The sequence below is a fragment of the Paralcaligenes ginsengisoli genome, from assembly GCF_054781135.1.
The window spans coordinates 35814-50102 of record NZ_BAAGUZ010000007.1 but is presented as its reverse complement, the minus strand read 5'-3'; the positions used below and the strand labels follow the sequence as shown (position 1 = coordinate 50102).

Here is a 14289-nt window from a genome sequence, read left to right as displayed (position 1 = left end):
TCACGCACGGCCATCACGCGGTTTTTACAAAAATTTCTCGCGGCTTTTTCGCGAGCGTTCCTTGGAGCTCAGGTCTCGAGCGGAGTCTGTTTTACGATGAGCTTTTCCACACACGTCATTATTTCCTTATCGTCGTTCGGCGCGGCCGAAGTACGGCGCCACGGACAAGCATGGTTTATCAAACTGTGTCATTCGGCGGGTGCCGATGGGGCCGAGGTGCGGGGCGAATTGCTGGTCGATCCCGAACGGGAACTGCATGAACTGGCCGGCATTTTGCATGACACGGGGCTTGGCTGCGTGTACTCGAGCCCCGACGGCCTGTGGGATGAAGCGGGGGTATTGAATCGCCCAGCTCTCGAACAGGGCCTGGCCGCCGCCGCCATCCTGAAGGCCCCTGTGCTGAAAATGTCCATTGGCGGTTTCAACACGGGGTCTCAGGCATCGCTGAGCGAGCTGGGCGATCGCCTGGGGCAAGGCGCGGTCAAGCTATTGATTGAAAACGATCAGACGGTATCGGCTGGCAGCGTATCGGCCTTGCGGCGCTTTTTCGACGCGGCGGATCGTGCCGGCCTTGCCTTGGACATGACTTTCGACATGGGCAATTGGCATTGGCTGGGTGAAAGCCCGTTGCAGGCCGCGGAGCTGTTCGCTGCACGGGTGCAGTATGTGCATTGCAAGGGTGTGCAGCGGCAACCTGGCCGCTGGGTGGCCGTGGCACTGGCGGACTCTGTGGCGCCGTGGCGCGCTGTTTTCAATGCCCTGCCGGTAAACGTGCCGCGGGCGATCGAGTACCCCTTGTTCGGCGACGACCTGCTGGGCGAAACACGCATGGCCATACAGAATTTGCGCAAGCTGGAAGGAGATTGGCAATGAACCAGCCACTGGACATCGTAACGTTTGGCGAAGCCATGATGATGCTGATCGCCGATCAGCCTGGCCCCATCGAAAATGCGCAGGCTTTTTACAAGCGCACGGCGGGAGCGGAAACCAATGTGGCCATCGGCCTGGCGCGTTTGGGGCTCAGGGTCGGCTGGGCGAGCCGATTGGGAGCCGACACAATGGGGCGCTATCTGCTGGCGGAAATGCAGCGTGAGGGCATCGATTGCTCACACGTGGTGTGCGATCCGCAACAGCGGACCGCTTTGCAATTCAAAGGCCGGGTTTCCGATGGCAGCGACCCTCCGGTCGAATACCATCGCAAAGGTTCGGCCGCAAGCCAGATGCAGCCAGAAGATATCGACGAGGCTTGGCTGTGCGGGGCTCGTCATTTGCATTCGACCGGTGTTTTCCCCGCGGTGTCGGGCAATTGTTTCGAAGTCAGCCGCAAGACCATGGCGCTTATGCGCGCCGCAGGCCGCACGATATCTTTCGATCCCAATCTTCGTCCTACATTGTGGTCTTCCACCGAACACATGCGTGCATCCATCAATGAGCTGGCGTTCGGCGCGCACTGGGTATTGCCTGGAATCGAAGAAGGACGCCTGCTGACGGGCTGCGATACGCCGCAAGCCGTGGCGCATTTTTATCGAACCCACGGCGTGGAACGGGTGGTGGTGAAGCTCGGCCCCGACGGCGCCTATTTCGACGGTCCGGATGGCCAGGGTTTTGTGCCGGGCTTTCCGGTTGAGAAGGTGGTCGACACAGTGGGAGCGGGCGACGGCTTTGCGGTAGGCGTGATCAGCGCCTTGCTGGAAGGCCGCGATATGCAAAGCGCGGTCAGGCGCGGCGCCTGGATCGGCGCGCGCGCCGTGCAGGTGCTGGGGGACACCGAAGGTTTGCCTTCGCGAGCCGAACTGGAGCAGGCGACCCTATGAGCCTGCCACGCAAGCGGGTGCTGGTATTCCGGGAGTTGCCCGCCGATCAGCTGGCCAGGATCCAGCGGCATCACGACGTTGTCGTTGCCAACCCGCGACAGCAGGAACAGGTCGAAGCCTTTCGCCATGCTCTGCCTTCGGCTCAGGGACTGATCGGCTCCAGCTATCGTATTGGCGCGGATTTGCTGGCATCGGCGCCAGTGCTGGAAGTCATTTCAAGCATTTCGGTGGGCGTGGACAATTATCCTTTGCCAGAGCTGCGCGCACGCGGTATTCGCCTGTGCCATACGCCGAATGTCTTGACCGAAACCACGGCTGATATGCTGTTTGCGCTGGTGCTGGGTACCAGCCGGCGTATTGCCGAACTGGCGCAGTACGTGCGGCGTGGAGATTGGAAAAAGAATATCGGGCCGGATCTGTTTGGCTGGGATGTGCATGGCAAGACCCTGGGCATTCTGGGTTTTGGCCGGATTGGCCAGGCATTGGCGCAGCGGGCCGCGCTGGGGTTCAATATGCGGGTGCTCTATCACACCCGGACGCCCGTTTTTTCGTCTTTGCCGGCGGGGCGCGTACGAGCCGCCGCGCTTTCCGAATTGCTTGAAGCCTCCGATTTTGTCGTGGTAGTGCTGCCCTTGAACGAACAGACGCGGGGAATGATAGGCCCTGGCGAATTCTCCGCCATGAAGCCAGGAGCCATCCTGATCAACGGCGCGCGCGGTCCGATAGTCCAGGAGCGGGCGCTTCTGGAGGCGCTTGACACAGGCTCTTTGCGTGCGGCCGGCCTGGATGTTTTCGACACCGAGCCCCTGCCTTTCGATTCGCCTTTGCGCACGCATCCAAAAGTGCTGGCCTTGCCGCATATCGGTTCGGCTACGCACGAAACCCGTTATGCCATGGCCGAGATGGCCACCAGCAATCTGTTGCTGGCCCTGGACGGCAAGGAGCCGCTGGCGGCTTTTCTATAAACCTGTCCGGCGGCTTTCGATTGCCCTGAACGTTCATCGTCGTAGCGGCGCACCATGCCAGGCAAGGATTGCGCCGATACTTTCAGATCATGGGCTTGCCGCAAGGCAAGAACTCGCCGCCGTACATATCGCCGACTAGGGAAGAGTCCCGGCTGACTACTCTGCCGCGCGAAAGCGTGAGGACGGGCCAGCCTTGAACTTCCATGCCCTGATACGGCGTGTAGTCGACATTATGATGCAACATTGCGTTATCGATGGTCACGCGACGCTTGGTGTCCCAAAGGACGATATCGGCATCGGCGCCGACCATGATGGAACCCTTGCGTGGATATAGTCCATACATTTTTGCCGGATTGGTTGCGGTGAGAGCGACGAATTGATGGATGTCGATACGGCCCGCCGCCACTCCGCCGGAAAACAGCAAGGGCAAGCGCGTCTCAAGGCCGGGGATCCCATTGGGAATATATTGAAAAGGCTGCTCCTCGCCGCCCGGCTTTTTACCGTGCGAATCATCGTAGCGGAAGGCGGCATGGTCTGATGAAAATATTGAAAAAACGTTGTGAGTCAATCCGCTCCAGACGGCATCCTGGTTTTGTTTGTCGCGGGGCGGGGGGCTGCAAACGCATTTTGCCCCCTGATAGCCGTCAGCATCCAGATCTTGTTCAGTGAGAAACAGATATTGCGGACAGGTTTCGGCATGGATGCGCAGTCCGCGCCCATGCGCCCAGCGTATTTGTTCGATGGCTTCGCGGCCCGATACATGCACAATAAGAATCGGCACTCCTGCCAGTTCGGAAAACGTGATGGCCCTGTGAGTGGCTTCGCGCTCAACCGCCATGGGTCGCGAACTGGCATGGAACTTCGGGGCAGTGTGGCCCTGGCCGGTCAGGCGCTCGGTCAGCCATGTGATGCAGTCGGAATTTTCGGCGTGGATCATGACCAGGGCGTCATGGGTACGGGCGACATCAAGCACTTTTAGGATCTCATGATCGCTCAGCTTGAGATCGTCGTAGGTCATGTAGATTTTGAATGAAGTGTAGCCCCCCTCGATCAGGCGGGGCAGCTCGTGCTGAAGGACTTCGGGCGTTGGGTCGGAGACGATGAGATGGAATGCGTAATCGATAGCCGCCTTGCCTGCAGCCCGCTCGTGATAGTCGTCGACCGCCGCCTGCAGTGAGCTTCCTTTGATTTGGGCCGCAAAAGGAATGACTGTGGTTGTCCCTCCGCAGGCCGCTGAACGAGTACCTGAAGAAAAATCGTCGGCCATGCGCAAGCCGTGCGGCATGGGCTGGTCCAAATGGCAATGTGCGTCTATGCCGCCCGGCAGCACCAGCAGGCCCGATGCGTCGATGGTTTCCGCTGCTGTGCCCAGGTTCAGGCCAAGCGCTGTAATCTTGCCCTGTACGATGCCGATGTCGCATTGGAAGCGGTCCGAGGCCGTTGCGACGTCCGCGTTGCGGATTATTAAGTCAAAGTCTGTGCTCATGGCTGATTTCTATCTTTATGCGACGTCGCTGAATAGACGGCCCCAGCCAGTTACCTGGCGCGTATCGAATCCCGCGATGCGCAACGATTTCCATACGACGGTGGCGATTGTGTCGTAGATGGGAATATCGACAAGAGCTTCAAGCTCGGGCACTAAATGGGCGGCTTTCAAATTCGTGCAAAAGGTAGTTATGGCTTGAGGATGTGAGGCCGCAATCTGGGTGACCATGGCCCGGATTTGTTCGCTGGTGACTTCTGAAAACGAGAAGTTGACGTGCAGGTTCAGATGGCGCTCCGCGATGCAGTTCAGGCCCGAGCGTTGGTAGTTTTCCACAATCTTTTCCTGGACCTCGGTAAGATAGGGAGTGGCCAGGCCGAATTCCTGCACGCCAGTCTTCTTGAAGATTTCATTCAAGGCCAGTACGGACGTGGTGGCCGGAATGCCGGTGATTTCGGTAATTCGCTGGCAAAGGCGTTGGTCGGCATCGAAGCCCAGCCAGCCTGAAGATGTGCCATTCCATGCGATGACGTCCACCTTCGCATCGGCCAGCAGCTTGGCGGCTTCCATTATTTTGCTGTCGTCGAATTGCCCCAGCGCCTGGTTGCGCAGGGAAATTTCAGTAACTGTAAAGCGCGCGAAGTGTGCGGATACCCCGGGCAGGCCCGATACCATGGCGCTGGTGATGGGCTCCAGTGCCGTATTCGACGACGGTGTCAGCATTCCCAGCAAAATACGTTTGGTCATTGTTGTCTCGTGATGAAAAGGCTATATGTCATTGCGCTTGAATATGGCGTCGAAGTCGGGCGGAGCCGGTTCGGTGCTGTCGAGGTCCAGGGTTTGTTCGATGTGCAGAAGATGATCCAGCATGCATTGCTGGGCGCCGGCGCTGTCGTGGGCTTCGATCAGGTCAACCAGGCTGCGATGCTCGTGGTGCGCGCAAGCCGGAGTGTTGGGTTTGTCGTAGAGCGTGATGATGAGGCAGGTCAGGGCGGTCAATTCGCGCATTATGCGCGGCAAGATGCTGTTTGCGACCATGTCCGCAATATGAATGTGGAACTCTCCGGATAATCTGATGATGCGGCGCAAGTCGTTGGCGTCTCTGGCTTCCTGTTCTTGCGCGACGTGCCGGCGCAGCGCGCGCACCTGGGCCGCGGTGTTTTGCTGTGCAAGCAGGGCGACCATGCCAGGTTCGATCAGGCGCCGGGTCGTGAACAGCTCTCGCGCTTCCTGCACCGTCGGGCGGGATATAAATGCGCCGCGATTCGGAATGAGCGTAACCACCTTTTCGTGCGCCAGGCGGCTCAATACCTGACGTATCCTGGCTCGACTTGCCCCGGTGACGTCGGTCAGGCGCTCTTCCGCCAATTTGGTGCCGGGGGCGAGCCGGCGCTCAAGAATGGCAATCTGGATGCGCCGATAGATTTCATCGTTTTCCATCTCGTGTTCTTTGGGCGAGTTGGAGTCACTAAACACTGCTGTGGCGGCAGAATTGTCCAATCCGCATCTCCTGAATAATTCAAAACAAGTTGCTTGGCGAGTGTCCAGGGTCCGGAATTTTGCGTAAACATCATTGCGCTGGATTGTGAACAATTTTTCCTGGATAGATTGATTATATACAGACGGCCGTGTATCTCCGATTGCTGCACACCTTGTCAAGCAAGGCTATGCGGCGGGAGGGTGGCCGTGTGCGAGCAATGCTTGCATGGCTGCCGACAGTCCTTGGTTGGGTTTATGCGGAGGAGGTGCAAAACTACCCCTATTGGCTAGCCCGGGCGCCAGGGAAATCAGTGTTTCGGCGTGCCGTACCGCACTGGATACTCCTTCTACCAAGGGCACGGGAATATCATTTCGTATGGTGCGCGCGAGACCTGCCAAAGGAGCGCCGGCCAGCACCAGTACGTCGGCTCCGTCTTCCTCGATCGCTTGCAGGCACAGCTCGCGCAACCGAGCCTCATGATCAGCCTGCACCGTGCCTATATCCCGCAAGGGCTGTTGCAGACAACGTATGCTGGCCAGCCTGCCGGCCAGTCCATTGGCTTGGACGCATTCCCGGTACCAGGCCGTGATCCGGTGCGAAATGGCGATGATCGAAAAGCGATTGCCCAGCATGCAGGCGCTCATGAGTGCGGCTTCCGTAAGCCCCATTACAGGGATGTCGACCGCTTCTCGGATACCCCATAAACCCGGATCTCCAAAGGCGGCGATCACGAGCGCGTCATAGTCGCCTGCGTGCTCGGCAGCCAGGTTGGCGGCTGCATACGCGCCTATCAATGACTCGAAGCGCGTTTCGATGTACGCCACGCCGAATGGCGCCGTTACGACGTCGATGTGAGTCGAGGCCGAAGCGGCCCGGCGGGCCTCGGCTTCAATCAGATTTGAAACGCTTTCGGAGGTATTGGGGTTGATCAGCAGGATGCGCATTGGATTATCCTTTGTACGGTATCGCGAACTCCGGGAGTTCCGGGGCTTGCGATACCTGTTTGCCGGTACAGCGTGGCCATGGCCGATTTCAGACAGGCAGTTTCTTGCTGTAGTCGATGAGCATGGTGGAGCAAATGAACAACCCTGCGCCCGCCGCTGCAAATACCATGAATGCCAGGAAAAATGAGCCGGTCGTCTGTACAATCAGGCCCACCAGAATTGGAACGCCCACGCCCGCTATATTGCCTCCCAGGTTCATCGCGCCGCCCAGAAAACCTACGGTATTGCGTGTACCAAGAATCGCCGGAATACACCAGTACAGGCCGCACCAGCGCAGGAAAAACAGGGTGGCTGAAAGCATGACAACCACGGCGACAGGGTCGGAGATCTGGGAAACGCTGAAGATCGAGATCGTGGCAAGAATAGACGCGATGCCGCACAGCGTGCGCATCACTTTGGCCTGGGAGGCGCCGGCGGCCCTCCATTTGTCCGCGAGCCATCCGCCAACCAGTTCGCCGATGAATCCGGCGAAGAACATAATGAACACGGCGCCGCCCATTTGCTTGATGTTCAGGCCCCGCACTTCGGACAGATAGCTGGGTATCCAGGTCAGCAGGCCGTAGAACAGCGTGTTGAAAAACATCCAGCCGAAAAACATGCCCCATACTGAGCGATATTTTAAAAAGTCCAGCATGCGGCCACTGACGACTTGCGGTTCCGAAGCTTGTTCTTGCATGTGGCTGGCTTCGATGTGATGGGCTTCGCTGTCATTGACACCAGGATGCTGGCGCGGATTGTTGCGGATGTAGTACCACGCCCATACCCCGGCGATCATGGTGCCCACGCCGGCAATGACAAAAGCCACGCGCCATGACTGAAAGATGGCAATCAGGAATGAGATCAGGATGGCGCCCAGGGCGGATCCGAGCGGGGCGCCGCCATCGAGCAGCGTAGCGCCGCGCCCGCGTTCATTCTGTGTCATCCAGATGGCATTGAGTTTGCCTCCGGCCGGATAGATCGGCGCTTCGGATGCGCCCAGGCCGAGCCGCGTCAGAAGCAGGACCACCCAGCCGGTCGATACAGCGGCGACTGCCTGGAAAAAGCCCCAGAAGAACGTTGCGGCGGCAATCACTCCGCGCGGCCCGTATTTGTCGGCAAGCATGCCCCCGGGGATTTGCATGAAGGCATAAGTCCAGAAAAAGGAGCTCAGCAGCAGGCCTTGTACCGCGGGACCAATATTGAATTCTTTGCCTATCAACGGCATGGCGACCGATATGGAAGCCCGGTCGACGTAATTGATGGTCACCAGAAAGAGCATTAAAAAGAATATTTTCCAACGCACGCGAGTCGGTGCGATGGCGATCGAGCCAACGCTATCTTTGAGTCGAGCTTCCATTGATTGTCTCCAATAGTTATGTTTTATTTATCTTGGTGAAATGATTTCATGAAGATAAATATCATTCCGATTATTTAGCTTCTTTTCGAGATATTGTTTATCGGGTGGCTTTATTGTCCACATTAAATATATTGATTGTCAACTATTAATAATTTATTGTGGACAATTTTTTGATGGGCTTTGGGCTGTGCGTTGCTGTGTTTGCTGTGTAGGCGGCGGTTAATTCTATAAAGACGCCGCAGGGTGGGCGGTGCTGTGCAGTCCGGCACGTCCAGCGGTCGGCTAGCTACGCTAGCCGACTACCCGGGTCTGCCTCGTCCAGGCGGGCGTCGGGCCAACTCACTACGCCGCTGGCGCGGCTCCGTTCAAACAGGGCCCGCCGAAGGCCCCCGCCTTCCCTTCGTCAGCACCCGGCGCTGGACTACCGCCGGACTACACAGCACCGCCCACCCTGCGGCTTGCGTTGAGGTAATGCATCGAGGTATACATTGGGGAAGCCGCGTTGAGCCAATCACAGGCTACGTTGAGGCGTCGGGCGCTTAGTAAATCCAGGGTTCGGCGCAGCGTGGTGTAGTGGCCACGCGATAGAGGCATGAGTGCGGGCGCGTTAATGGTTCTATGGGTGCAGGCCCATTAACGGTGGGTGCAAGCACATTGATGCCAGGCATGCCGTCTCCACACGCCGTCTATCCTTCCAGGCACACCGTTCTAGGCAATCGTTCTAGGCAGGCCGTAACGTGAGCCGTCTATCGGGGCTAGGGGTCAGGACCGGCGTAAGGCGTGCGCCGGATGCTACCGTAGGGAAGGCGGGGGCTTTCGGCGGGCCATGTTTGAGCGTAGCCGCGCCAGCGGCGTAGCGAGTTTGGCCCGACGCCCGCCTGGACGAGGTAGATCCGGATCAAGCACGCCGTGCCGGCCCTGACCCCAAGCCCCGATAGACGGCGTCTTTAAATACCAATACCCATCCATCAAAGAATGCCGTAAATATTTCGACCAAAAAGGCCCTGGGTATTAAAGCAGGCAGGCTTCTTTGGCGAGTCGCGTGATAAGGTCCCATTGTCCGTTGGCGATTGCCGATTCCGGTGTGAGCCATGATCCGCCCACGCATTCGACATTAGGCAAGGCGAGATAGCTCTTCGCGTTGCCGGCGTTGATGCCGCCGGTGGGACAAAACCGGATATCCGGCAGGGGACCATACAAGGCTTTCAGCAAAGCCATGCCACCAATTGCCTCGGCCGGGAACAGCTTTTGCACCATGAACCCCTCGTCCGCCGCAAACATGGACTCGGAAGGAGTCGCAATACCCGGCAAAAACGGCAGGCCCGAGTCGCGGGCCGCTTTGGCGATGTCGCGGGTCAGGCCCGGGCTGACGGCAAACTTCGCACCGGCGCTGACCGCCGCCTCGAATTGCCTGGTGTTGCGTATCGTACCGACGCCCACCAGCGCGTCGGGTACGGCATCGGCAATCAATCGTATGGCCTCGAGCGCGACGCTGGAGCGCAGAGTGATTTCGAGGCTGCGCACGCCGCCGGCCACCAGGGCCCGGGCCAGGGGGATGGCCGTATCGAGATCCTTGATGACGATGACCGGCATGACAGGGCTTTGCTGGAGCAATTCAATGGCATTCATAAGTGGTCCGGGTAAGAAATTAAACGGAATTGCCTATTTAAACATCTCGGCCATTGCCCAGTCCGGGTGCTGGAACAGGGAGGCCCCTTGTTCGGCGGCGCCGGCGTGGCCTCGCGCCGACGCAAACAGTTCGCGGCCAAAGCCGGTTTGATGGGCGCTGAGGTCGGGTTGTGCAAGCGGCCGTGTGGTCCAGTCGACGGGGCCGAGGACGTTGAGCTCGCCCGTATCGGCATCGACGCGCAGCATGTCGCCATTTTGAATGCGCGCGAGAGGCCCGCCTGCCAATGCTTCCGGTGTAACGTGTATGGCCGCGGGCACTTTGCCCGAGGCGCCCGACATGCGGCCGTCTGTAACCAGGGCTACCTTGTAGCCTTGCTCTTGCAGGACGGACAGGGTGGGGGTGAGTTTGTGCAGTTCGGGCATGCCATTGGCCCTGGGGCCCTGAAACCGGACCACGGCCACAAAATCGCGTGCCAGATCGCCCTTTTTATAGGCGGCAAGCAGCTCGTTCTGGTCGTGGAAGACGAGCGCGGGTGCTTCGATTACGCGATGTTCGGGCTTGACCGCGGACACCTTGATGACGGCGCGCCCCAAATTGCCGTTCAGAAGTTTCAAGCCGCCATCGGGGCTGAAAGGTTCATTGACCGGGCGTATAACGTTGCGATCCTGCGACTGGGCGACGACCGGGCGCCACTTCAGGGTTTCGCGGTCCAGATAGGGCTCGTGCGTATAGCGCCGCAAGCCAGGGCCGGAGACGGTCTTCACGTCTTCGTGCAAAAGCCCGGCGTCGAGCAGTTCGGCGATCACCAAACCTATGCCTCCGGCGGCATGAAAATGGTTGACGTCGGCCTGTCCGTTGGGATAGACGCGTGCCAGCAAGGGTACGATCGCCGAGAGTTCCGAGAAATCATCCCAATTGATGGCGATGCCGGCGGCTTGCGCAATGGCAACCAGATGCAGGGTGTGATTGGTGGAGCCTCCGGTCGCAAGCAGTCCGACTATGCCATTGACTATGGTTTTTTCGGAGATGACTTCGGCAACCGGGGTAAAAGACGATGTCTGGGCCGTGATTTGTATGGCTTGTTGCGCCGCGGCCCGGGTGAGGGCGTCGCGCAATGGCGTGTTGGGAGTGATGAATGCACTGCCCGGCAGGTGCAGGCCCATGACTTCCATGAGCATCTGGTTGGAGTTGGCGGTACCGTAAAACGTACAGGTGCCGGGCCCGTGATAGGACTGGCATTCTGACTCCAGCAATTCGGCTCGGCCGATTTTCCCTTGGGCGAAGAGCTGCCGGGTTTTGGATTTTTCGTCATTGGATATGCCGGTGGTCATGGGGCCGCCCGGTATGAATATGGCAGGGATGTGTCCGAAGCTGAGCGCGCCAATAAGCAGCCCCGGTACGATTTTGTCGCATACTCCCAGATAGACTGCGGCGTCGAACATTTGATGGCTCAGAGCGATGGCTGTCGCCATGGCGATGACGTCCCGGGAAAACAGGCTGAGTTCCATGCCGGTCTGTCCCTGGGTGACGCCGTCGCACATGGCGGGGACGCCTCCGGCGAATTGTGCCGTCGCGCCCAGTTCGAGCGCCGCCTGCTTGATGATGGCGGGGAAGGCAGCCAAGGGCTGGTGCGCCGACAGCATGTCGTTGTAGGAAGAGACGATGGCCAGGTTGGGTTTGGATATTTCCTTGAGCAGGCCTTTTTCCCTGGCCGGCATGGCCGCGAAGGCGTGGGCGAGGTTGGTGCAGCCAAGCTGGCTGCGTTCCACTTTCTTGCCGTATGCGGCTTGCGTCCGTTTTAAATAGAGCTCGCGCGGTTTGCGGCTGCGCTCGGCGATTCGTTCGGTAACGGCGTGCACAACGGGGTTCAATGCCATGGAAGAGTCCTGATTGAAGATAGGCTTGTGTAAAGCTCTCAAGCAATCATTTTATTGTAATTTTGCTACATATAAAAATCAATGCCTCTGACGGAGGAAAATCAGGTTATTGGCGACGCCAGGTTTTTATTTTAATGGCATATTGAGATATTTATATTGTTTCCTGGCGCAAGGGTGATTAGCAAAAGGGTCGAAGCGGAGTTATTGTTTTTGGAAGTTTTTGATATTTATATTATGTAATTTCATTACATTAAAGGAGGCCAATTACTGTCCGTAACGCACCAATGAGCGTTTGCACCGGGGGAGTCGGAATGGTGTCGCTGCGCTGGATAAGGCCTATCGGTTCCTCGGTGCCGGACATATCCAGGGGCAGGGTATGCAGGCGGCTCTGCCGCAAATCGCCGCGCACGGCAATTTCGGGAACAAACCACACGATATTGTCATTGTTCAGGGTCATGGCCCGCCCTAGCGATACGGACAGTATTTCAGAGTAATCGGCCAGTGCGCCGAGCCCGTGCGATAGCAGAAAACTGTCGGCCATATGGCGAATAATGGTTCCGCGCGGCGGCAGGATTACGTGAAAGTCGATCAGATCCGAGGCCGCGACTGACGCCAATCCAAGCAAAGGGTGCCGATCGCGCACCACAATCGCCAGGGGGGCAGCGAAAAGATATTCGAAGGCCAGGCCGGCCATTGCCGATGGATCGGACACCCGGCCTATCAGCAGTTCCACCTGTTGTGTTTTGAGCATGGCCAGCAGTTGCTGGTTCAAGCCGGTGTGAACCTGCACGACCATGCCCGGCCATTCCTGGCGAAAGGATTTGAGCACGGGCGGCATAAGGTGGGCGGCAAGGGTTGGCAGTATCGCGATATCGACAGTGCCTCCCGCAGCCCCATGATTCCTGGAAAGCAGGTCCAGGCCCTGGCGCAGGGCGCTTACACTGGCGTTGGCATGGCGCAGGAAAACTTCGGCCTGCGAAGTTGGGCGGGCTCCGTTGCGGCCGCGTTCGAAGAGACGCACGCCCAGAATGTTTTCCATCTCGGCTATGGACTTGGACATGGCCGGCTGGGTTACGGACAGCGCGTCCGCCGCTTTCTGCAGACTGCCATGCTGCGCCACTGCAAGCAGGCAATGCAAATGACGCAGTTTGATACGGGCATCCAGTTTGTTATTTTCCATAACTATTAATTATGTAATACCTGAAAAATTGTCAATATATATATCTTCTGGTTAAGTATATAGTGTGCCGAATCCCAATTGATGGCTATGCCGCCGATTTGTCTCAGACGGAGCAAAAATGACCGCAAATACACTGCTGAACCCCCGCGACTGGGGCGCGCATCCCAAGCTTATCGATCCAGGCTATAAGTCGTCGCTCTTGCGCGGCCCGACCCAGGCATTGCTGCCCATCAAAACCGCCATGCAGAATCTGCGCGCGCCCGTGTATGGCCATGAGCTCATTGGCGAGCTCGATAACGATTTGACCCGCAATGCGCGTCGCAATGGCGAACCGTTGGGCGAGCGCATCATCGTTACAGGCCGGGTTCTCGATGAAAATGGCAGGCCGGTGCCCAATACCCTGCTCGAAATATGGCAGGCGAACTCCACAGGACGCTATGTGCATAAAGTCGATCGGCACGACGCACCCCTGGATCCCAATTTCCTGGGGGCGGGCCGTACACTGACCGACGATGAAGGCCGCTACCGTTTCCTGACGATCAAGCCAGGCGCTTATCCCTGGGGCAATCATCCGAACGCCTGGCGCCCCAACCATATTCATTTTTCGCTGTTCGGTGCTTATTTTGCTACGCGCCTGGTGACCCAGATGTATTTCCCGGGAGATCCATTGCTGCAGTACGATCCGATCTATCAAGGCGTTCCGGAAGGCGCACGTGAACGCCTGGTATCGCGCTTCACCCTGGATGCGACCGAAGCGGACTTCGCGCTGGGCTACGAGTTCGATATTGTGCTGCGCGGCACTCGTGAAACTCCGATGGAGAAATCGCCGTCATGAAACTCAAGCAAACTCCTTCGCAAACGGTAGGGCCTTTTTTCGCCTACGGGCTGACGCCGAAACAATACAGCTATGATTTTCCCAATGCGTTCACGCCTGATATCGCCGGAGACCAGGCCCGGGGTGAGCACATCATGCTGGCCGGCCGCGTGTTCGACGGCGCAGGCAAAGTCGTCAATGATGCCTTGCTGGAGATCTTCCAGGCCGATGCCGATGGCCGATATGCCGAATCCGCCGCGCAGATTGGCGCTTCGGGGTTCACGGGTTTCGGCCGCGTAGGCACCGGGACGGATCCCGATAGCCGTTATATAGTCCAGACGGTGAAGCCGGGCGCCACCGACGGTGCGGCACCACACATGGATGTGATCCTGACCATGCGCGGCATGCTCAATCATTTGTTTACGCGTATTTATTTCGACGACGAAACCGCTGCCAATGCCGAAGATCCGATATTGCAATCGGTGCCGGCCGAACGCCGCAATACTTTGCTGGCCAGGCGGCAAGTCCTGGATGGGCGTGTAATCTATCACTTTGATTTTTATATGCAGGGAGCGCAAGAGACGGTATTTTTCGATCTCTGAGCGCTTGTGTGGCCTGGGGAGCATGGGCCCGTCCATCCGTCCCTGGCCTTTGTCTATTAATGAATGGAGCGGGCCACATGTCCGGTTCGCTCTTGTCTGCTGGA

General features: G+C 58.2%; 13 protein-coding genes. 5 read left to right on the top strand and 8 right to left on the bottom strand.

Annotation, left to right across the window (positions count from 1 at the left end):
• Positions 1–96 precede the first annotated feature (96 nt).
• Genes ACYVIS_RS05065 through ACYVIS_RS05055 form a run of 3 tightly spaced genes read left to right on the top strand, consistent with a single transcriptional unit; the run spans position 97 to position 2779 of the window.
• The gene (locus ACYVIS_RS05065; protein ID WP_460873416.1) at positions 97–873 is read left to right on the top strand and encodes a sugar phosphate isomerase/epimerase family protein; all 777 of its coding nucleotides are present in this window, start codon (positions 97–99) and stop codon (positions 871–873) included.
• Positions 870–1814: a sugar kinase gene (locus ACYVIS_RS05060; RefSeq protein ID WP_460873415.1), complete on the top strand. Its 945-nt coding sequence runs from the start codon at positions 870–872 to the stop codon at positions 1812–1814. Before ACYVIS_RS05065 ends, ACYVIS_RS05060 begins: the two co-directional genes overlap by 4 nt.
• Positions 1811–2779 (top strand): 2-hydroxyacid dehydrogenase, encoded by a 969-nt coding sequence (locus tag ACYVIS_RS05055; RefSeq protein ID WP_232744377.1) that lies wholly within the window; start codon positions 1811–1813, stop codon positions 2777–2779. Before ACYVIS_RS05060 ends, ACYVIS_RS05055 begins: the two co-directional genes overlap by 4 nt.
• Before the next feature lie 82 nt (positions 2780–2861).
• On the opposite strand, the gene hydA is transcribed toward ACYVIS_RS05055, so the two are convergent.
• The 8 genes from hydA to pcaQ all read right to left on the bottom strand — a co-directional run bounded on the left by hydA (position 2862) and on the right by pcaQ (position 12769).
• Positions 2862–4265 (bottom strand): dihydropyrimidinase, encoded by a 1404-nt coding sequence (gene hydA, locus ACYVIS_RS05050; RefSeq protein WP_232744376.1) that lies wholly within the window; start codon positions 4263–4265, stop codon positions 2862–2864.
• 15 nt (positions 4266–4280) lie between these two features.
• Positions 4281–5009 (bottom strand): maleate cis-trans isomerase family protein, encoded by a 729-nt coding sequence (locus tag ACYVIS_RS05045; protein ID WP_232744375.1) that lies wholly within the window; start codon positions 5007–5009, stop codon positions 4281–4283.
• Between the two features lie 21 nt (positions 5010–5030).
• A complete protein-coding gene (locus ACYVIS_RS05040) occupies positions 5031–5762 on the bottom strand; it encodes a GntR family transcriptional regulator (protein ID WP_232744374.1) in 732 nt (243 codons plus the stop codon).
• A 165-nt stretch (positions 5763–5927) separates the two neighbouring features.
• Positions 5928–6686 carry an aspartate/glutamate racemase family protein gene (locus ACYVIS_RS05035; protein ID WP_232744373.1) on the bottom strand — a complete coding sequence of 253 codons (759 nt, stop codon included), beginning with the start codon at positions 6684–6686 and terminating at the stop codon, positions 5928–5930.
• Between the two features lie 88 nt (positions 6687–6774).
• A complete protein-coding gene (locus ACYVIS_RS05030) occupies positions 6775–8082 on the bottom strand; it encodes an MFS transporter (protein ID WP_460873414.1) in 1308 nt (435 codons plus the stop codon).
• Positions 8083–9093: 1011 nt separating this feature from the next.
• On the bottom strand, positions 9094–9711 hold the full coding sequence (locus ACYVIS_RS05025; RefSeq protein ID WP_460873413.1) for a bifunctional 4-hydroxy-2-oxoglutarate aldolase/2-dehydro-3-deoxy-phosphogluconate aldolase: 618 nt from the start codon (positions 9709–9711) through the stop codon (positions 9094–9096).
• 33 nt (positions 9712–9744) lie between these two features.
• Positions 9745–11589 (bottom strand): phosphogluconate dehydratase, encoded by a 1845-nt coding sequence (gene edd / locus ACYVIS_RS05020; RefSeq protein ID WP_460873412.1) that lies wholly within the window; start codon positions 11587–11589, stop codon positions 9745–9747.
• A 250-nt stretch (positions 11590–11839) separates the two neighbouring features.
• The gene (pcaQ, locus tag ACYVIS_RS05015) at positions 11840–12769 is read right to left on the bottom strand and encodes a pca operon transcription factor PcaQ (RefSeq protein WP_460873410.1); all 930 of its coding nucleotides are present in this window, start codon (positions 12767–12769) and stop codon (positions 11840–11842) included.
• A 118-nt stretch (positions 12770–12887) separates the two neighbouring features.
• Between pcaQ and pcaH the strand changes: the two genes are divergently transcribed.
• Together pcaH and pcaG are read left to right on the top strand one after the other, a co-directional pair.
• Positions 12888–13604, top strand: a complete 717-nt coding sequence (gene pcaH, locus ACYVIS_RS05010; protein ID WP_460873409.1) for a protocatechuate 3,4-dioxygenase subunit beta — start codon at positions 12888–12890, stop codon at positions 13602–13604.
• The gene (pcaG, locus tag ACYVIS_RS05005; RefSeq protein WP_460873408.1) at positions 13601–14185 is read left to right on the top strand and encodes a protocatechuate 3,4-dioxygenase subunit alpha; all 585 of its coding nucleotides are present in this window, start codon (positions 13601–13603) and stop codon (positions 14183–14185) included. The genes pcaH and pcaG overlap by 4 nt, the downstream gene beginning before the upstream one ends.
• The last annotated feature ends 104 nt before the right edge of the window (positions 14186–14289 follow it).

Bases quoted from the DNA above. Each gene is read 5' to 3' on its own strand.
- ACYVIS_RS05045 (WP_232744375.1), bottom strand. From the start codon at position 5,009: ATGACCAAACGTATTTTGCTGGGAATGCTGACACCGTCGTCGAATACG.
- hydA (WP_232744376.1), bottom strand. From the start codon at position 4,265: ATGAGCACAGACTTTGACTTAATAATCCGCAACGCGGACGTCGCAACG.
- pcaG (WP_460873408.1), top strand. From the start codon at position 13,601: ATGAAACTCAAGCAAACTCCTTCGCAAACGGTAGGGCCTTTTTTCGCC.
- ACYVIS_RS05030 (WP_460873414.1), bottom strand. From the start codon at position 8,082: ATGGAAGCTCGACTCAAAGATAGCGTTGGCTCGATCGCCATCGCACCG.
- ACYVIS_RS05025 (WP_460873413.1), bottom strand. From the start codon at position 9,711: ATGAATGCCATTGAATTGCTCCAGCAAAGCCCTGTCATGCCGGTCATC.
- ACYVIS_RS05035 (WP_232744373.1), bottom strand. From the start codon at position 6,686: ATGCGCATCCTGCTGATCAACCCCAATACCTCCGAAAGCGTTTCAAAT.
- ACYVIS_RS05065 (WP_460873416.1), top strand. From the start codon at position 97: ATGAGCTTTTCCACACACGTCATTATTTCCTTATCGTCGTTCGGCGCG.
- pcaQ (WP_460873410.1), bottom strand. From the start codon at position 12,769: ATGGAAAATAACAAACTGGATGCCCGTATCAAACTGCGTCATTTGCAT.
- ACYVIS_RS05060 (WP_460873415.1), top strand. From the start codon at position 870: ATGAACCAGCCACTGGACATCGTAACGTTTGGCGAAGCCATGATGATG.
- edd (WP_460873412.1), bottom strand. From the start codon at position 11,589: ATGGCATTGAACCCCGTTGTGCACGCCGTTACCGAACGAATCGCCGAG.
- ACYVIS_RS05055 (WP_232744377.1), top strand. From the start codon at position 1,811: ATGAGCCTGCCACGCAAGCGGGTGCTGGTATTCCGGGAGTTGCCCGCC.
- pcaH (WP_460873409.1), top strand. From the start codon at position 12,888: ATGACCGCAAATACACTGCTGAACCCCCGCGACTGGGGCGCGCATCCC.